A 21847-nucleotide genomic window follows, 5' to 3' on the forward strand; every position below is an offset into this window, starting at 1 on the left:
CACCGTATCATTATTTCACAGCATCACCTCTAAATAATCATCCCAGCGCCAATGGTCTCATTAGTTTGTTCATCAATAAGAATAATACTACCTGTTTGACGATTCTTTTTATACGCATCATAAAACATTGGTTTAGCTGTTCTAATAGACAAACGAGCAATTTCGTTCATTTCTACTTTATCTATATTTTCAATGCGATGTAATGTATTGATATCGATTTTATATTTTAACTCTTTTACCATACCAATAGATTCATTGGTAGTATGTTTAATTACAACCTTGGTACGTGCATGTATGGGAGTTGTACTCATCCAAGTCACTAACACTTCTAAATCTTGACCTACATTTGGCACATTGTTTTCACGCACAATCATATCCCCACGACTGTTATCTATTTCGTCTTCTAGAGTCATAGTTACAGACATCGGAGCAAATGCTTCCGAAATTTGTTCTCCATTCAGCTCTATTGTTTTTATGGTTGACACAAAGCCAGAAGGTAATGATTTCACTTTGTCACCAGGTTTAAAAACCCCACCATCAATACGACCAGCAAAACCTCTATAATCTTGATTTTCTAAAGTATGAGGACGAATTACCGATTGAATAGGAAAACGACAATCTACAAGGTTATGATCACTAGAAATATGAACCGTTTCTAAATGATACATTAATGTACTTCCTTGATACCAATCCATATTTTTAGAGCGATTAACGACATTATCTCCATTTAAAGCCGAAATAGGAATAAATTGAATATCCTTAATTCCTAATTTAGAAGAAAAAGATTTAAAATCTGAAACAATATTATTGTACGTTTCCTCACTATAATCAACCAAGTCCATTTTATTAATACATACAATAGCATGAGGAATACGTAACAATGACGCAATAAAAGCATGTCTATGCGTTTGTTCTAACATCCCTTTTCGTGCATCTATAAGAATAATGGCCAAATTAGCCGTTGAAGCACCCGTAACCATATTACGAGTATATTGTATATGACCAGGTGTATCTGCAATGATAAATTTACGTTTTGGTGTTGCAAAATAACGATATGCCACATCAATTGTAATACCCTGCTCACGTTCCGATTTTAAACCATCTGTAAGTAATGACAAATCTACATAATCAAAACCCTTAGATTTACTAGACTCCTCTACAGCATCTAATTGATCTTGAAATATTGATTTACTATCGTACAATAAACGTCCAATTAGTGTACTTTTTCCATCATCTACACTTCCTGCTGTTGTAAAACGTAATAATTCTATATCTTGATAATCCATGTATTTATTCTCTTTTATTATTTTATACTAATCGTCACTATTTATAGTTGGTATTTTTTACAACCCTTTTTAAAACACCCCTAAGAGCTAGGCTCGGTACTTTCAAAACAAAAACACATTTTGTTTCTCAGTAATCCTCAAGGGGACAATAGTCACAATTAAAACCTATTTTCTATTAAAAGTACCCTTGTTTTTTACGATCTTCCATGGCTGTTTCTGCACGTTTATCATCTGCACGTCCACCACGCTCTGTCGTTCTAGTTGTTGCAATTTCTTCAATAATCTTATCTAAATTATCTGCTTCAGATTCTACAGCTCCAGTAATTGGCATATCGCCACAAGTACGGTAACGAATGGTCATATTGACCACTTCTTCATTTTCTTTTAACTTAATAAATTCTGAATTTGCTAATATCACACCATCCCTAACCACACAATCGCGTTGGTGCGAAAAATAAAGCGATGGCAAATCAATATTCTCTAATTTAATATATTCCCATACATCCATTTCGGTCCAATTAGAAATAGGAAACACTCTAAAATGCTCTCCGTAATTTTTTCGACCATTAAAAAGATTCCATAACTCTGGCCTTTGGTTTTTAGGGTCCCATTGTCCAAATTCATCTCTATGAGAAAAGAAACGTTCTTTAGCACGTGCTTTTTCTTCATCACGTCTTGCACCACCCATTGCTGCATCTACTTTATGAGCTTCAAGTGTATCTAAAAGAGACACAATTTGAAGTGAATTACGAGACGCATCCGCACCTGTCTCTTCTTTAGCTCTACCTTTATCTATTGCTTCTTGTACCGACCCTACAATGAGTCTTACACCTAATTTTTCAACCAAAGCATCGCGAAAAGCTATTGTTTCAGGGAAATTATGCCCTGTATCAATATGTATTAAAGGAAAAGGTATTTTTGCAGGAAAAAATGCTTTTTTAGCTAAATGTGTTAGTAAAATAGAATCTTTACCACCAGAAAATAATAATGCTGGATTTTCAAATTGCGCTGCAATCTCTCTAATCACAAAAATAGCTTCTGATTCTAATTCTTTTAAATGATTAATTACGTAATTACTCATGCTTTTTATTTTATTTTTTGAATAATAAAGTCTAAAATGGTTTGAACAGATGTTTCTACATCTTGATTATCTGTTACAATTTCTATGTCTGGGTTAGTAGGGGCCTCATAAGGCGCTGAAATACCTGTCATATTTTTAATTTCTCCTGCTCGTGCTTTTTTATACAAGCCCTTGACATCTCTTCGCTCACACTCCTTTAATGAGGTATTAATGTATATTTCAATAAAATTATCTACTCCTACAATGTTTTTTATATTCTCTCGGTCTTCAATATAAGGCGATACAAAAGCGGCCAAAGTTACCACACCTGCCTCAACCATTAAATGACCAATTTCGGCTATTCGTCTAATATTTTCGGTACGATCTTCTGGCGCAAAACTTAAATCTTTATTAATGCCTTGCCTAACATTATCACCATCTAAAACAAACGTTGAAACCCCCTTTTTATGAAGCTCCATCTCTACCAAATTAGCTAATGTAGATTTGCCAGAACCTGACAACCCTGTAAACCACAATAATAAAGAGCGATGCTGATTTAGCTTTTCACGATCTTTTTTTGTGATTTTATAATCATGTCTAACCGTATTTAAGCTCATAATTCATTAACGTTTTTCACCTGTTTTCTTTTATTCCTTTGATCCAAACCAAAATTAATTTGATACCATAATTTTTCATGTCCAAAATATAACAACATTTTTGTTATCACTTCTGCTCCACCAATTTTCAAACCTGTTAGAGGATTCCCTGAAATTACCCAACCTAAAATAATAGTATCTAAAGTACCTACTCCACGCCAAGAGAACGTTTTCAAAATATGGCGTTTATTAGACGACTTTATGGTTGACTTAAACCAAACTCTTTCATGCAAATAATACAATATCATTTTGGTAATCATTTCATAAAGCCCTATTTGCATACCTATAGAAAAATCACCAGATATAAACCAAGACAACAGCATGGTATCCAAGGTTCCTATAATACGCCAAGTAATCGTTTTGGCTAAATGTCGTTTACTAAATTTCAATATTAATGTTTTTCAAATTTCATAATAACAGATACCACCATTCCGCAACAAAAATAAACACATCTACGCATCTAATAACAACATTTACTTTTAAAACTTCTTTCTTTTATTTTTAAATTACACCAAAGTACTCAATTACTCATTCTTACAATTAAAATATCATCATAATCACAACTTTTAATTCCGTTTAAACACACCTCAAACACCCCTCTTTACCACATGTTTTAAAAAGACAATAAAACTATAAGAATTAAGCTTTTATAACAAATCCATTTGCCAAACAGGCATAATCGATAATCGCGTCAATGTTATTAAGAAACCCCTCCTTTATTACCTTTAATATATCTCACTAGACATTTATAGTATTGACACCTCTAATTTAGAAGCAGCAAACATAATAAAATAGTATGCTACAACAAGTCTCTAGCAATGATATAGAAACAACAAAAATCTTACTACAGACATTTATGTAAGAAAATCACCTAAAAACTTTGAAAAACAAATAACTCAAAAAAAATTATCCTTTAAACCACAATAAAACAGTTCTAATACTATTAATGACTAAACGCATACATTATTGTAATGCGCTTTTTTTTTATTGAATTTTAAAAATCTGAACCAAAGACAACAAAGACTTAAAATCAGAAGTATTATTTTAATTAAAAACAACAAGTTTCTAAATTTTAACTCTTTATAAAAAAAAGACTACAAATAAAATATTTTCACAAACCTAAAAGAAACATTGTAAAAGGCTCAAAATCAACGATACAACAAAAGAAAACACTCTTTAAAATCACAAAATTTAAACAAGCGTTAACTATTTGTTAAAATAAAATTATTAAATGAATACTAAGTTTTAGTATATTTGACTCCCCTCATTCTTACACACTTAGCCTGAATTTTTATAAACCAACGACAAACGACGTTATTTTAACGACAACGTGTATTTATTTGTGGGTTATTTAGTTTTAACTATAATTCGCTATAAATACCAAATTTGTGCTTTAACTATAATTAATTCTTTCTATGAAAAATTTTTACGCATTTTTAGTATTCCTATTAATAGGAAACTTTGGATTCGGGCAAATCACCGAAAACTTTGATTCAGGATTATCCGGATCATACACTACAGGTAGTCAGACACTAACGAGTGGTACATGGGAAACTGTTCAAGTTTTTGCTGAAGACCCTGTTAACTCCCGAGGAGGATCAGGCTCTGCAGCCAGAATCAATGATGATGAAGTTGGTGCAAGTATAACCACACCTGCACTCTCAGGAGCAGGTGTTGTCACATTCTACTATAGAGAATTAAATTCTGGAGGTGGGACTTTTGAATTACAAACCTCAACTGATGGTATTACTTATACCACGCAAACAACACAAGCTTATTCAGGCACAACTTACACACTATTTTCATACACTTTAAATGATGCTAGTTCTAATTTAACTATTAGAATTCTGAATGATAGCCAAGCTGGACATCTTATCATTGACGATTTTGATGTTACTGCATATAGTACTCCTGTTAACAATATTACTATTGGCACTGGAACTACGAGTACAGGATCTACAACTGCAGACCCAATTCATGGCTATTACAATGCATTTAAATACCAAGTAGTTTACACAGCTGCTGAGCTAAGCACTATACTAACTCCAAATGATGAAATAACAGCATTAGGATGGTCTATTTCTGGCGACTATGGTGGTGGTAATTTATTAGGTTACACCATAAAAATGGGACATACAACAGCAACTAATTCTGCTAATCACGATACCTCTGTAACTACAGTGGTTAAAAACGCTTTTGATTACAACCCTTCCGTTACTGCTGAAGGTGTTTTTGATATGATACCATTTGACACTAATTTTGTTTGGAATGGCACAGATAACATATTAGTTGAAGTATGTTCTGATGGTCAAAACACATATTCCTCACCTTTTGGTCAAGTTAGAGGAGTTAGTATACCTAACGGCTCTAGATCATATAGAGACGACGGAGGAACTGCTTGCGGCTTTGTTACTGATGAAATTGGCGGTCATAAACCTAATATCCAGTTTAATTACATTGATGGCATTCCACCTGCTTGCCTTAATGTTAGCGGTTTAACTATAGATAGTTTTACTTATGACACAGCAGAAATAAGTTGGAGCGTTAATGGAACAGAAACAAATTGGGAAATCGCAGTACAACCTGATGGAACTGGCACTCCAGTTTCTGGTACAGCCACAACTAGTAATCCTCATACCGCAACTGGACTAACAGAACAAACGGCTTATGAAGTTTATGTAAGAGCAAATTGTCTTGGTGATGGTTATAGTGCTTGGGCAGGCCCAATAGATTTTACTACACCACCTGCTTGTCCAGATCTTACTGGTTTAACATTAGATGCAGTGACTGATACTACAGCAACTATTAGTTGGACAGCTGAGGGCACAGAAACAGATTGGGAAATTGCAGTACAGCCAAATGGCACAGGTGTTCCTGCTTCTGGTACAGGTACTACAACAAACCCGCATACAGCAACTGGTTTAGCTGTATCTACAGCTTACGAGGTATATGTGAGAGCCGACTGTAGTAGCGCAAGTAATGGCTATAGTAATTGGGTTGGACCTATAACTTTTACAACAACAGCAGCAGCTATAACGGCATTTCCTTATACTGAAAATTTTGAAGGAGGAGCTGCAGGCTGGTCTTTGGATAATACAACCAATGGTTCATGGCAATTAGGAAACCCTGCTGCAACAATAATTAACGTTGCAGATACAGGAGCCCTTGCTTGGGTAACTAACTTAACAGGTAATCATAATAGTAATGAAGAATCATACGTAATTAGTCCTCCTCTAAACTTCTCAAGTATAGTAGCACCAGCTATTGAGTTTAGTATTTGGTGGAGTGCTGAAGATGGTTCAGATGGAATGCTACTTCAATCTTCAATAGATAACGGAAGTACATGGCAAACAGTGGGAGCCAATGGCGACCCTAATAACTGGTACAATGACAATATTGGTTGGACCGGTACAGGTGCTAATGGATCTGGCGGTTGGGTTGTTGCCAAACACAACCTAACAGGTCTTGGAGGGCAAAGTAGCGTATTCTTAAGATTAGCTTTTGATTCTGACAGTAGCACTAACAACGAAGGTGTTGCTTTTGACAGTGTAAACATATTTCAACCAGCTTGTCCAGATGTAACAGCTTTATCTATAGATAGCTTTACCGATACTCAAGCTACATTTAGTTGGACCGCTGGAGATTCTGAAACGAATTGGGAGTATGTAGTACAAGCAGCAGGAACTGGAGCTCCTGTTTCTGGTACAGCAACGACAACAAACCCGCATACAGAATCAGGTTTAATAGCACAAACAGCTTACGAAGTCTATGTAAGAGCAAATTGTCTTGGTAATGGCTATAGTGATTGGGTAGGTCCCGTAATTTTTACAACAGCTTGTACTCCATTAACTGACTTTACCGAAAACTTTGATGCAGTAACAACTCCCGACTTGCCAAACTGCTGGTCTAGTATTTTAGATAATGGTGCACCTACATCAGCTTATATTCGAACCAGTACATCGGCAGACAATTCGCTTCCTAATGGTGTTCAATTATATAGTGGGTATACAGCTGTACCAGAAGCAAATATTATGTTAGTATCACCTAACTTATCAAATTTAGGCGATGGGACACATCAACTTCGCTTTTTTGCACGTAACACGACAGCTACTCAAGATCTTGAAATTGGTACCTTATCAGACCCTACAGATGGTTCTACATTTACTGTTTTAAGTACGGTAGATATTAACACCACCTTTACTGAATATGAAATTTCATTTGAAGCTTACTCTGGTACAGATTCCTACATTGGAATTAGACGATTATCGACCTCTTCATATTCAAATGTATATGTAGACGATATTACTTGGGAAATAATACCACCTTGTCCAAAAGTTTCAGACATCATAGTTGATAGCGTAACAAGTACAACAGCTCAAGTAAGCTGGACTCTAGGGGACACAGAAACCAACTGGGAGGTTATAATACAAGCAGAAGGTACAGCAGCACCAACAGCTGTAGATTCAGGCACTAGCACTACTACGAATCCACATACATTCTCTAGCTTAACAGGCAATACAACTTACGATGTTTATGTAAGAGCCGATTGCACGAGTAATAGTGATGGCTATAGCGAATGGGTTGGCCCAATCAATTTGACTACAGCATGTGATATAATATCTTCTTTACCATGGACAGAAGATGTAGAAAGCTCTAGTACTACTATAGACTGTTGGGAGGTCATTAATAACAACTCCGATTCTGATACTTGGACGGTTAATACAAGTTCTACTTATGCTAACTCAGGATCACAATCCTTTACAATTTACACTGACATTAATGGAGGTTCTAACGATGATTATTTAGTTTCACCTCAATTAACCCTTACTGGAAACGAAAGACTTAGATTTCAACAACGTGTACGTTCTTCTGGAGAACCAAATGACTTTACAGTACTATTATCTACAACAGGATCTGCACCAGCCGATTTTACAAATACAATTTTAGCAAATGCATCTTACAGTAATACTTCTTATCAAGAAATCACAGTAGATTTAAGTACTTATTCTGGTGATGTATTTATTGCTTTCCATATACCACCTAGTGGTTTAGATGGATGGTATTTATATATAGATGATATCACTGTAGAAGCTATTCCTTCATGTCTTCCTATCACAGGCCTTACAATTGATAGTTTTACAGACACAGAAGCAACAATTAGTTGGACTGCAGGTGATACAGAAACCGATTGGGAATACGTTATACAAGATGCAGGTTTAGGAGAGCCAGCTTCTGGCACCGCAATTGCAACCAACACATATAATGCAACTGGTTTAACTGAACAAACAGCATACGAAGTATACGTGAGAGCCAATTGTATTGCTAATGGCTATAGTTCTTGGGTAGGTCCTGTTGTTTTTACAACAACAGCAACACCAATAACAACTTATCCTTATAATGAAGACTTTGAATCTGGAGATGGCGGATGGGCAGCAGACAACACGACTAATGGAAGCTGGGAATTAGGTGTACCATCTAATACTATTATTAATAGTGCAGACTCTGGTACCAATGCATGGGTAACCAACCTAGATGGAACATATAATAGTAGTGAAAAATCTGCGGTAATCAGTCCTCCATTCGACTTTACATCCTTAGTTAACCCTGTTATAGAATTAAGTATATGGTGGGAATCTGAATTTAGTTGGGATGGTATGGTATTACAATCTTCTATAGATGGCGGTAGTACATGGCAGAATGTAGGAGCAAATGGAGATCCTAACAATTGGTTTAATGACAATACGATTGGAGGAAATCCTGGAGGGCAACAAATTGGTTGGACAGGTAGAGACGGTAGTGGATCAGACGCATGGCTTGTTGCCAAACATGAGCTTACAGGTCTTGGTGGAGAAAGTAATGTTTTACTAAGAGTAGCCTTTGGTTCAGATGGTTTTGGCAATTACGAAGGTGTTGCTTTTGATACGGTAAACATACACGAACCAAGTTGTTTAGATGTTACAGCTATTACTATAGATAGCTTTACTGATACGGAAGCTACTTTTAGCTGGACAGCTGGTGACACTGAAACCGATTGGGAATACGTAATACAAACCGCAGGCACGGGTGAACCTGCAGGTTCTGGTACCGCAATCGCAACTACCTCACAGACTGAAACAGGTTTAATTGCAGATACAGCTTATGAAGTCTATGTAAGAGCAAATTGTCTTGGTGATGGTTTTAGCGCATGGGTTGGCCCTATAAACTTCACAACAGCATGTACACCTATTTCAACTTTTACTGAAAATTTTGATGCGGTAACCACACCAGATTTACCAGCGTGTTGGTCTGGTATAATTGATAACGGAGCACCAGCATCTGCATATGTTGAAACAAGCACAACTGAAGACTATTCCGCACCTAACGGTGTAAGACTATACTCAGGTTGGTCCACAATTTCAGGAGCAAATGTTATGCTTGTTTCCCCTAATCTATCCAATTTAGGAGATGGCACACATTTACTTCGTTTTTATGCTAAAAATTCATCTGCCATTCACGATATTGAAGTTGGAACAATTTCAAATCCATTAGATGGATCTACATTTACCGCTTTAACTACAGTCGATATCAACACAACCTTTGCTGAATACGAAGTTTCTTTTGCAAGTTACACAGGAACAGATGATTATATCGCAATCAGAAAATCAACTACAGCGTCTTATTCTAGTGTTTACTTAGATGATATCGTTTGGGAAGCATTACCTCCTTGTCCTAAAATAACTGATTTAACAGTTGATACTTTAGCTGAAACCACGGCAGAAATCAGTTGGACCGCTGGTTTAAGTGAAACGGACTGGGAATATGTGTTACAACCAGCAGGAACTGGTGTACCAATCACATCAGGCACAGCAACCACAACTAATCCACTTTCTTTTACTGGCTTAACAAGTAACACCGCTTACGAAGTATATGTAAGAGCAGATTGTACTAGTGCTAGTAATGGTTATAGTGAATGGGTTGGTCCTTTGACATTTACTACAGAATGTGGCGTGATATCTTCTCTACCATGGACCGAAGACGCTGAAGCTAGTAGTACCACTTTATCATGTTGGAGCATCTTAGACAATAATGCAGATTCCGACACATGGTCTTTTAACACTTCTGCAACATATGCAAATAGTGGTACACAATCGTTCCAAATGTATACGGATTATAACAGTGGATCTAATGATGATTATTTAATATCACCGCAATTAACCTTAACAGGTAACGAACAACTTAGATTTCAACAACGCGTACGTTCTTCAGGTGAACCTAATGATTTTACTGTATTATTATCAACTACAGGAACCTTAGCTGCTGATTTTACTAATACTATTTTAGCAAACGCCTCTTATAGTAATACAACGTATCAAGAAATCGTTGTTGACTTAAGTGCTTATACAGGTGACGTATATATTGCATTCCACGTACCACCAGGAGGTCTTGATGGATATTACTTATATCTCGATGATATCACTGTTGAAACTATACCAACCTGTTATGTCGTTACCGATATAACTATTGATAGTTTTACAGATACTGAAGCCACGATTAGCTGGACTACCGCTAATACTGAAACGGATTGGGAAATAGTAGTACAACCAGATGGCACAGGTATTCCTGCAAGTGCAGGTGATGCAACAACAACAAATCCACATACTGAATCTGGATTATTGGAGAAAACTGATTACGAAGTTTATGTAAGAGCTAATTGCCTTACCAATGGCTTTAGTGCCTGGGAAGGACCAGTTACTTTTACCACACTTCCATCTTGTCCTGATGTTTCTAACATAGCAATAGATAGTTTTACTGCAACTGATGCAACTATTAGTTGGACTGCAGGTGATGCTGAAACCGCTTGGGAAATTGTCGTACAAGCTGATGGATTAGGAGAACCAGCGGGATCTGGTACTGCAACAACAGCTAATCCGCATACAGAAATGGGATTAACAGAACAAACAGCCTATGAAGTTTATGTACGAGCTAATTGTACAAGTACAGGTGATGGTTTTAGTGCTTGGGTAGGTCCAGTAGATTTCACTACGCTTTGTAGTCCTATTGTACCGGACTATTTTGCTGATATGTCATCAAACTTACCTGATACTTGTTGGGAACAGGCTGCTGATGGTGAAGTAGCTGCAGGCCCTACTGGCTTTGGTTCCTCAGGATGGAAAAATGATGGCACAGGAGATGATAATAATTATGGAGCCGGAATTTATAGTAATAGAATTAATATCTATGGTAATTTTACAGATATAAGAGATTGGTTAATTTCACCTACATTTGATTTATCAACTGGAGGTCCTTACCAGCTCGAATTGAATGTTGCAGTTACAAACTATAATGATGGGGATACTGATGACACCATGGGGTCTGATGACGAAGTACAACTACTAGTATCTACAGATGATGGTATAACTTGGACAAATTTAACAACTTGGAATACTGGTAATGAGCCAGATTTTACAGGCACAGAATACATTGAAGATTTAACAGCCTACACTGGCAACGTAAAGTTTGCTATTTGGGCATCAAATGGAACAGCATCAGGTCAAGATTATGATTTCCACGTTGGATCATTTATTGTAAGAACACCTCCAACTTGTTTGGATGTTACAAGTATAAATTTAGATAGTTACACAGCGAATGATGCAACTATAAGCTGGACGGCTGGTGATACAGAAACAGATTGGGAAATTGCAGTACAACCAGCTGGCACAGGTATTCCTACAGGGGCTGGCACACCAACAAGTACTAATCCTCATACAGAAACAGGCTTAACAGGTCAAACTGCTTACGAAGTCTATGTAAGAGCCGATTGTGACATTAATGGTTATAGCTCTTGGGTTGGCCCAATTAATTTTACAACACTTTGTGATGCAGAAGCTACATTTCCATATACTGAAGATTTTGAAAATACAGGTACCATTCCAAGTTGTTGGCTAAGTTCTTCGTCTACCTCTAGAGTTTGGACCTTTGGAACATCACCAACATTCGGTAACTCTTACAGTGACCACACAACAGGAAGTGGGTATTTTGCCTATGTAGACAGCTCTACAACTCCTGTATCTACTGATGCTACACTAACCTCTCCTATGATAGATGTTAGTACACTTACAACACCAGCATTAGAGTTCTTCCAATATCACTATGCTGCTGGAACAAATTCAAATACCATTACAGTTGAAGTTTATGATGGCTCTGCATGGAATGTTGTTCACACAGATAATAATGGTGATGTAGATGATTGGGAAGAAATATATATAGATTTATCTACACTTACTATTACTGGTGACATACAAGTACGCTTTGTTGTAGATACAGCTACTAATTCTACTTATGAAAATGATATTGCTATAGATGATGTGTCAATTATAGAAGCACCAACTTGTTTAAAGCCTACAGATTTAACAGTAGATAGTTTCGATCGTGATTCTGCAACTATAAGTTGGACTGCTGGTGATACCGAAACCGATTGGGAAATTGTAGTGCAGCCAGATGGCACAGGACCTCCTGCAGCTGCTGGTGTTGCAACATCAACAAACCCTCATACAGAAACAGGTTTAACTGCAGCTACAGATTACGAGGTATATGTAAGAGCAAACTGTGGAGCAAGTGATTTAAGTACTTGGGTAGGTCCTATTACTTTTACAACGGCAAACCCTTTACCAACAGTTACAGCAACATTAAATGTTTCTAGTTGTGGTACTGCTGGATCAGACAGCTATAATGGAGCTTATGATGCTAGTACACAAAATGTAGTTTGGGCACAATTAAATTATACAGGTAGTTGCCCTTCACTTACAATAGATACTATTGGATCTGATTTTGATACAGAAATTGGTATCTATGACGAGAATGGTGTTTTCATTGGCTCAAACGACAGTGGTACAGGAGTAACACCTCAAAGCTTATTTACAGAGCTTGGGTTAGCCAATGGCACTTATTATATAGCTGCTGGTATGTTTAATGTAACTTTTGGACCTGACTTTAATGTTACATCAAGTAATACAACTCAAACAGGTACACTTTACATTAATGCTAAAGGTCAATCTACAGAAACTGCTGATTTTAATAACTTACAATGGCCAATCAATGGCACTATTAATGAGGGTGATACTTATAATGTATACTCAAGAATTTATGAAGCAGGAGTAACCGACTTAGGTAGTCCTGGTGCTAATATTGAAGCATGGATAGGCTATAGCACTACAGATGCTACTACTACTGCAGATTTTACATCTGGTTGGACATGGGTACCAGCAACGTTTCACTCTGACGAAGGGAATGACGATGAGTTTGAAGCTGAAATTGGATCTTCATTATTGCCTGGCGTATATTATTATGCAAGTCGTTTTGCTGTAGATGGTGGACCTTTCACTTATGGTGGTATTAATACAACTAATCCTTCAGGAGGTGGAAACACATGGGATGGCACTCCAACTGCTGCCTCAGGTCAACTTACAGTAAATTCTTTATCTATACCAACCACAATAGCTACATTTAATATTGACGGTTGTGCAGATTCAGACACTGTTAGTACAGCTTACGATTCAGGCTCAGCTACAGATGTTGTTTGGGTAGAATTAATATATGACGGTAATTGTACCGAAATTACAGTAGATACTTTAACTAGTAGTTTTGATACAGAAATGGCCCTATATGACACATTTGGAAATGTAATTGCCACTAATGATGATTTCGTTGGCTTACTAAGCCTTATTACTGAAGAAGGATTGCCAGCAGGTACCTATTACATAGGTGCAGCACATTATACTGTTTCTTTTGGTGCTAACTTTAGTGCACCTGTATCAAACACAACACAAACAGGTACTATTGTAATTAACGCAAGCACGCCAAACTTTATAGATTACTGTAACTTACAGTATCCAAATAGTGGAACTATAGCTGTCGGAGGAAACTATGATGTATATGCACAGGTCTTAGAAGTAGGAAGAACAGAAGCTGCTGGACAAGCTGCTGATATTGATGCGTGGATTGGTTATAGCACTACTGACGCTACTGACATCAGTGATTTTGCTTCTGGTTGGACTTGGATACCTTCAACGTATAATACAGATGCTGGTGACAATGATGAATATGTTACTGAGATAGGTTCTGGTTTAGCAATTGGAACTTACTATTACGTAAGTCGCTTCTCTGTTGACGGTGGTGATTTCTCTTATGGTGGTATTACTCCGGGCAGTTCTGGTGGTGATATCTGGGATGGTGTAAACTATGTTTCAGGACAATTAACTGTAACACCAAAACCAGAGCCAACAAATCATGTTTTAGCATTTACTGCTGTAGCAAATTCTGATTCTCAAATTACATTAACATGGGATGATAATAATGGTGCACAACCAGCAGATGGATTTGTTATTGTAGGTAAAACGGGATCAGGTGTTTTCACTACCATTGTAGATGGTACTGATCCAGCAAATGACATCGACTGGTCTGATGACGAATTTGAATTTAAAAGAGCACCTGGCTTACAGACTTATACTGTAGTAGGATTAGACGCAAGTACGCTATATGAATTTGAAATTTACCCATACACTAATGCTGGTGTAATAATAGATTTTAAAACTGATGGAACCATTCCTTCTACTAGTGCAACTACAAATGCAGATCCTTGTTTAATAGCAGTAAACACATTCCCTTTTGAAGAAGGATTTGAGTCTGGAATATTACCAAGTTGTTGGTCTCAAGAATTTGAGGCAGGAGCCGTAAACTGGACTTACACTAATGGTGGACAGAGTGGTGGTTCAATAACAATGCCACATACCGGATCGTTTAATGCAAACTTCTATGATGCATCTAGTTCTTCAGTGGTTAAATTAGTATCACCAAAATTAGACTTAACAGGTATTGTAAATCCTACACTAACATTTTGGCATGCACAGCAAGTTCGAGCTGGCGGTCAAGATGAGTTAAGAGTATATTACAAAACTTCTGCAGCAGGATCTTGGACTCTAATACCGGAATTAACTTATACAAATAGTATAAGTACATGGACCCAAGGCACTATAGCTCTACCTAACCCTAGTGCAGAATACTATATTGCATTTGAGGGAACAGGTGATAACGGTTATGGAGCTTTATTAGATGACGTTAGAATTGAAGAAATAATAACAGAAACTTATACTTATAACGGTTCTTGGTCTCCAAGTGATCCTAACGGTATCTCTACAGTACATGACCATATCGTTGTTACTTCTGGTAATGCTATTATTTCATCTAATACCTCTATTAAAACTGCAACTGTAAATCCAGGCGCGTCTTTAACCATTAATACGGGTACTACATTAACTGTTATTGATGATGTAACTTTAGAGTCTACGTCAAATAGTTATTCTAGCTTAATGTATGACGGAACTATAGCCGGAACCATAAAGTATGAGCGTTATGTTAATTCTAATAGTGGAGGTAATGATCTAATTTCTGCACCTCTTGCAGGAGAAACTTGGGCTAACTTCTTAGCTTCTGATACTAATGCTGCTGATTTATTAGATAATGGACTAACGAGTCCAACAACATACGCTTTTGCACCTTTCGATAAAGGAGCGGATGCTTATGTAAACTATACCGATGCAACTTCTGCAACTTTAACTAGCGGTACCGGTTATAGAGCTGCTACCGATAGCGGAACAACTCTAACATTTACTGGAACTGTACCAACATCTACAGTTCCTGTAAATATTGAGGATACTGGAGCAAATCACCCAGATTGGAACCTTATTGGTAATCCATATCCTTCATACATAGGTTCATTTACTTTATTGTTTTATGACCTTGGTTCAGGAGTTTTCAACTACAGCCTTTTAGAAAATGCTTCTGGTATATATGGTTACGATGGTGATGTTGATGGTTTTAGCGGTTATAACGTTATTACTTTAGCAAGTGGTAATGTGGCAATTGCACCAGGACAAGGTTTCTTAGTCGCTGCTAATGATGCTTTTGTTGCTGGCTATGATTGGACTTTTTCACCATCAATGAGAATGAGTTCTGGTGGTGATGATTTTATTGTAGGTAGAAATACAGATGACGCATTAACTTACTTTAAGTTAAGCACAAGTACTTCTAGTAAGGATTTTACAACACAATTCTATTTTAACGAAAATGCAACTCAGGAATTAGATCATGGCTACGATGGAAAACTGTTAGATAACTTCTCCCCTAGTTTTGCATTATACTCACAACTCGTAGAAGGTAATTCTGATATGAAAATGGCTTTACAAGCATTAAATCCTTCTGATATGATGGATGTCGTAATTCCTTTAGGTGTTAATGCTAATTCTGGTGAACAATTAACGTTTACAATCTCAGAATTTGCTTTACCTAGCACTACAGAAGTCTATTTAGATGACACCTTGTTAAATACATCAACATTATTAAATACATCTGATTATGTAATTACGCCAAGCACCAACTTAAATGGTACTGGTCGTTTTTACTTACGTGTATCGGATAATGCATTATCTATAAATGATGAAGATTTTAACAGTATTAAGATTTATACTAAGAAATCACCTAGATCAATATTTATTCAAGGTATCATTAACGATGGAGCTACTGCAAAAATTCATGATATCCAAGGTCGTTTAGTTTATAGCACAGATTTAGAAAGCAATAACTTACTAAATGAAATAGACGCAACAGATCTTCAAGATGGTGTTTATGTAGTAACATTAACCGATGGTTCTAAACAAAAATCACAAAAAGTGATTATTAGATAAACGTTTAATTTACTTTAAAAGTTAATTATTAAAAGCGCATCCATTAGGATGCGTTTTTTGTTTTTAAAATAGTTAACTAATTACTCTTATAGTGGTAAAACCCAAAAGTGACTGTACTATAAAAACGGTGTCTAAATAAATACAATTAACACTTTGTTAATGTCAAAATTAAAATAGACAATTAAGTTTTTGTACCTTTGCGACCTCATTTTTTAAACAATTAAAATCAGATTGTTATAGAATATAATACACTATGAAAAAAATTTACACATTATTATTTGCCCTAGTGATGACTGGCTTAGGGTTTGGACAAACAACAGTTTCCTATGATTTTTCTAGTGGTGGAGCTGTCAGTGGATTTAATGAGCCATCACCTGGTATTAGTCTTGATGCGAATATAGGTTTTAGTAGTTTCAGAAACTCAGGTACTTCTGATCCTGGAATTTTTAGTAACCAATTACGTTTATATCAAAACGCCACTAAAGGAGGCTCAATTATTATCTATGCAAGTAACGGTGTTACAATTACTAATATTGTTGTTAATGCATCAAGTAGAATGGGAGATGCAGGTTATACTGTTGACGGAGGTTCTCAAGTTAACTTATCAGGTGGAAGTACTTATACTATTAGTGGAATAAATGCTACTTCTCAAGTTGAGTTTTTTCAAAGAGAAAGTGGCAGTGGAAACAGAATATATGTAGATAGTTTTGATGTTACTTATACTTCTGTTGCAAGTTGTACTGCACCTACAATAGCTGCAACAGCTTTTGCTGAATCTGGTGTTACCACAAACTCAGCAACTTTATCATGGGCACGTGGTGATGGTGACAATGTTATTGTGATTATGAAAGAAGGTGCTGCAGTAGATTTTAGTCCGGAAAGTGAAACAACTTATACTGCCAATGCAGCTTTTGCTTCTGGCACAGAATTAGGAACAGGAAACTATGTGGTTTATGATGGTTCTGGTACATCGGTTGCGGTTACAGGATTAACACAAAATGAAACCTATCATATCGCTGTTTATGAATATAATACTACTGACACCTGTTATTTAACACCTGCCTTAACTGGTAGTTTTACAACAGAATGTTCTACACCTTCTGAAGTCAATACATTTACAGCTACAGCAGGTAACGAAGAAGTAGATTTAACATGGTCTAATGGTAGTTGTTATGATGAAATTTTAGTCATAGCTAAAGAAACATCTGCAGTAACGGTTACACCAACAGGTGATGGTTCTGCTTATACCGCAAATACAGCGTTTGGATCTGGTTCAGATGTAGGAAGTAGCGAATTCGTTGTTTATAAAGGTACTGGAACTTCCGCAACAGTAACAGGCTTAACCAACGGAAACACTTACCATTTTTCAGTATTTACAAGAAAAGCTACATCTTGGAGTGCAGCAGTTGTAGATGATGCGACATTAGATTGTACTGCTCCAGCAATACAAGCTTCTACATTTACAACTTTATCACCTACCACAACAGATGTTTCTATTGAATTTACAAGAGGTGGTGGTGACGATGTTTTAGTCGTAATGAAGGAAGGTTCTGCTGTTGATACTGACCCGACAAGTGGAATAAGCTATAATGCAAACAGTATATTTAATGGTGCTGGAGCAAGCGAAATAGGAACAGGTAATTATGTTGTATTTAATGGTAATAATGGAACTTCAAACCCTGGCACTGGTGGATCTAGCTTAAGCATCTCAGTTTCTGGCTTAAACCCAAACACTACATATCATTTAGCTATTTATGAATATAATACCATAAATACTTGCTATAATTTAACGGAATTCACTGGCGACTTTACAACAGTTTGTTCTACACCTTCAGATGTTACTGCATTTACTGCAGAGGAAGGCACTACTGAAGTAGATTTAACCTGGTCCAATGGTAGCTGTTTCGATGAAATTTTAGTCATAGCTAAAGAAACATCTGCAGTAACGGTTACACCAACAGGGGATGGTACTGCATACACAGCAGATGCTGCCTTTGGCTCTGGTTCAGATGTAGGTACTGATGAGTATGTTGTTTATAAAGGAACAGGCACTTCGGTAACTGTAACTGGTTTAACGAATGGTACCACCTATCACTTTGAAGTTTTTGCCCGTAAAGCTACAACTTGGAGTACAGGAGTTACTGCTAATGCTGTACCAGATTTAACTTGGTGTACAGTTTCAGGAACTACTACATATGATACCTCAATAACTTTAGTAAACTTTGGAACCATTAATAAGTCCAGTGGACAAGGCAGTGGTTATGATGATTTTACGGCAGAATCTACAGATGCTATACAAGGTAGTGATATTGATTTAACCGTGAATTTAAATACTGATGGGCCATATACTATTTATGCAAAAGCCTGGATAGACTGGAATCAAGATGGAACATTTGACACCTCTACTGAAGAATATGCATTAGGAACTGCTAATGATGAAACGGATGGTCCAACAACTTTAAGTCCATTAACAATAAGTGTTCCTGCAGGCGCAACATTAGGAAACACAAGAATGCGAGTATCTTGTCAATATGGCTCATATCCAGGGGCTTGCACAGGCTCAACTGATGGAGAAATAGAGGATTACACTATAAATATAATACCTGCAACTACTGATACATTAGTACAATTCACATCTGCTTCAACAACTGTTGCTGAAGACGCAGGAACATACGACCTTGAATTCTCTATTACTAACGAAGATTCAGTAAATGCTACTACGTTTGATGTTGTATTAATTTCTGGAGATAATGCTGACATAGATGGGTACACAACTCAAACAGTAACATTTGTTGCTGGCTCTAGTACCAACCAAACCGTAACTGTAACCATAACAGACGACGCTATTATTGAAGGAGATGAAACCTTAACTTTTGAAATTCAAAACGTAACAGGAGGAAGCTCTGCTTCTGCTAGTTCTCTTGATTCTTTTGACTTAACAATTTCAGCTAGTGATGCTATTATACCTGCAGCAGGAGACCTTGTTATCTCTGAAATCATGTATAATTCTTTAAACACAGATGATGAGTGGATTGAAATCTACAATGCTTCAGGAAATGATATTACATTAGATTCTGATTGGGAATTAAATTATGGCTCTAACAGCTTCGATTTTAGTGGAACGATTATTACAGCTGGAAGTTATTTAACAATAGCATTAGGAAGTAATGGAGATGGTACATTTAATAACGAAAACCCATTTACACCAGATGTGAGTACAATTGCAACACCTGCTGCAACTGCAAGTACTGATAACACTAACAATATTACTAATAGCTCAGCAACTATCTCTATTGTTTTTGATCCAAGTGGTGATGATATAACAATAGACACTGTAACTTATGATGATAGCACACCTTGGCCTAATGCTGCAGATGGTGATGGTCCCTCTTTAGAATTGGCTGATTTAGCTAGTGATAATTCATTAGGTTCTAATTGGGTAGCTTCAGATAATTTTGGTGGGACACCTGGTACTGGATATTCTGTAACTTATACATTTACCGGTTCTTGGTCTCCAAGCAACCCTAATGGTGTAGCTACTGCTGATGATAATATCGTAATTGCTTCAGGAGATGCTATAATTGACACCAACACTACTGCTAATTCCGTAACAGTAAGCCCTGGCGCTAGCCTTACAGTTAATTCTAGTGTTACTTTAACGGTTAATTCAACAGAAGGACTGTTGTTAAATTCAACCTCAACAAGCTATTCAAGTTTAATACTTGATGGAACCATTGCAGGAACAGTAAAATATAACCGTTACGTTAATTATAACGACTCAGTAAATGGTAATGATTTAATAAGTGCACCTCTATCAGGACAAGCTTTTAATACGTTTATTGCTAACAATCCAAATATTAGAGCAAACCCTTCTGGGCCAGAAGTGTTATTTGGTGGGTTTGACAACAATAGTAGTACTGATCCTTTCGAACTTTGGAATGATACTGACACTACTCCATTAACTGCTGGTAAAGGTTATCGTTCTGGTATTGCAGAAGATCAAGCAAGTAATCTTGTAACGTTTGAAGGAACAGTAAACACTAGTTTAGTTCAAATTCCAATAAACCAAGGTTCAGAAAGCACATTGAACTTAATAGGAAATCCTTTTCCATCTTATTTAGATGCTCAAGAATTTTTATCGCATAATTCTGGTCTATTAGATCCTAGTGCCGCTGTAATCTATGGATATAATGATAGTACAGACGGAACATCTGCTGATGATTACACCATAATAAGTGCTTTGTTAAACACGAGTATGAATATTGCACCAGGGCAGGCATTTTTCGTATCTTCAAATACTACAGGTGGTAATATCGAATTTACGACTAGTGGCTCTGATATGCGTTTGGCTACAGGAGGGGATGATTTTATTGCAGGAAGGAATTCTTCAGTAATATCTAACTTAAAATTAAACCTTAGCAATACTAACGCTAACTTCATCACTGATATTTTCTTTACACAATATTCAACTCAAGGTTTAGATCCAGGATATGATGCCAGCTTATTAGGAGGTGTTGCACCTGCATTTGCTTTGTATTCTCATTTAGTAGAAGACAATACAGATGTTCCTCTTGCTGTTCAAGCTCTTGGCAAAACAGATTATATGGATATTACAATTCCTTTAGGAGTTAATGCAAACCAAGGTGAACAGATAATATTTAGTATTAATGAGACTAACTTAGCTAATACAGTAGAAGTTTATCTTGAAGATAATGTCACTAATACATCTACACTATTGAATACAAGTGATTATACACTTACTCCAAATGTTGATCTTAGTGGAACCGGTCGTTTTTACTTACGTGTAACTGATAATTCACTTTCTATATCTGATAATAGTTTAGACAATTTAAATATCTATAACAATCAAAAAGATAAGACTGTAGTTATTTCTGGTCAGTTAGCAGAAACAACAACTGCTAAATTATATGACATACAAGGAAGAACTGTAAGCACGTCACTTTTACAAAACTTAAATAGCTTACAAACCATTGATGTTAGTGGTTTAAAAGCGGGTGTTTACGTGGTACAATTAGTTAATGGAACTCAAAACAAAACTCAGAAAATCATTATACGTTAAATTGTAATATTGATTTTTGTATATATTGCAAATATTACACACAAAAT

Annotated in this window: 6 protein-coding genes; 2 read left to right on the plus strand and 4 right to left on the minus strand. The window is 36.5% G+C overall.

Translation table 11 applies throughout. The features are described from left to right. Nucleotides 1-29: 29 nt before the first annotated feature. The 4 genes from ABD730_RS11220 to ABD730_RS11235 form a co-directional block, all read right to left on the minus strand. Nucleotides 30-1286 (minus strand): sulfate adenylyltransferase subunit 1, encoded by a 1257-nt coding sequence (locus tag ABD730_RS11220; protein WP_344714642.1) that lies wholly within the window; start codon nucleotides 1284-1286, stop codon nucleotides 30-32. A gap of 175 nt (nucleotides 1287-1461) precedes the next feature. Next, complete coding sequence (gene cysD / locus ABD730_RS11225) at nucleotides 1462-2367, minus strand: sulfate adenylyltransferase subunit CysD (RefSeq protein ID WP_334470690.1); 906 nt, start codon at nucleotides 2365-2367, stop codon at nucleotides 1462-1464. 5 nt (nucleotides 2368-2372) lie between these two features. Then, nucleotides 2373-2963 (minus strand): adenylyl-sulfate kinase, encoded by a 591-nt coding sequence (gene cysC / locus ABD730_RS11230; RefSeq protein WP_344714644.1) that lies wholly within the window; start codon nucleotides 2961-2963, stop codon nucleotides 2373-2375. Then, entirely contained in the window at nucleotides 2960-3391 is a 432-nt protein-coding gene (locus ABD730_RS11235; RefSeq protein WP_344714646.1) for a DUF2061 domain-containing protein, read from the minus strand. Before ABD730_RS11235 ends, cysC begins: the two co-directional genes overlap by 4 nt. A 1026-nt stretch (nucleotides 3392-4417) precedes the next feature. Here ABD730_RS11235 and ABD730_RS11240 point away from each other — a divergent pair. Together ABD730_RS11240 and ABD730_RS11245 are read left to right on the plus strand one after the other, a co-directional pair. Continuing rightward, nucleotides 4418-16720, plus strand: a complete 12303-nt coding sequence (locus ABD730_RS11240; RefSeq protein WP_344714648.1) for a T9SS-dependent choice-of-anchor J family protein — start codon at nucleotides 4418-4420, stop codon at nucleotides 16718-16720. 253 nt (nucleotides 16721-16973) lie between these two features. After that, nucleotides 16974-21800: a T9SS type A sorting domain-containing protein gene (locus ABD730_RS11245; protein WP_344714650.1), complete on the plus strand. Its 4827-nt coding sequence runs from the start codon at nucleotides 16974-16976 to the stop codon at nucleotides 21798-21800. Nucleotides 21801-21847: the final 47 nt, after the last annotated feature.

It is taken from the genome of Winogradskyella damuponensis (assembly GCF_039538385.1).
Lineage (GTDB): Bacteria > Bacteroidota > Bacteroidia > Flavobacteriales > Flavobacteriaceae > Winogradskyella > Winogradskyella damuponensis.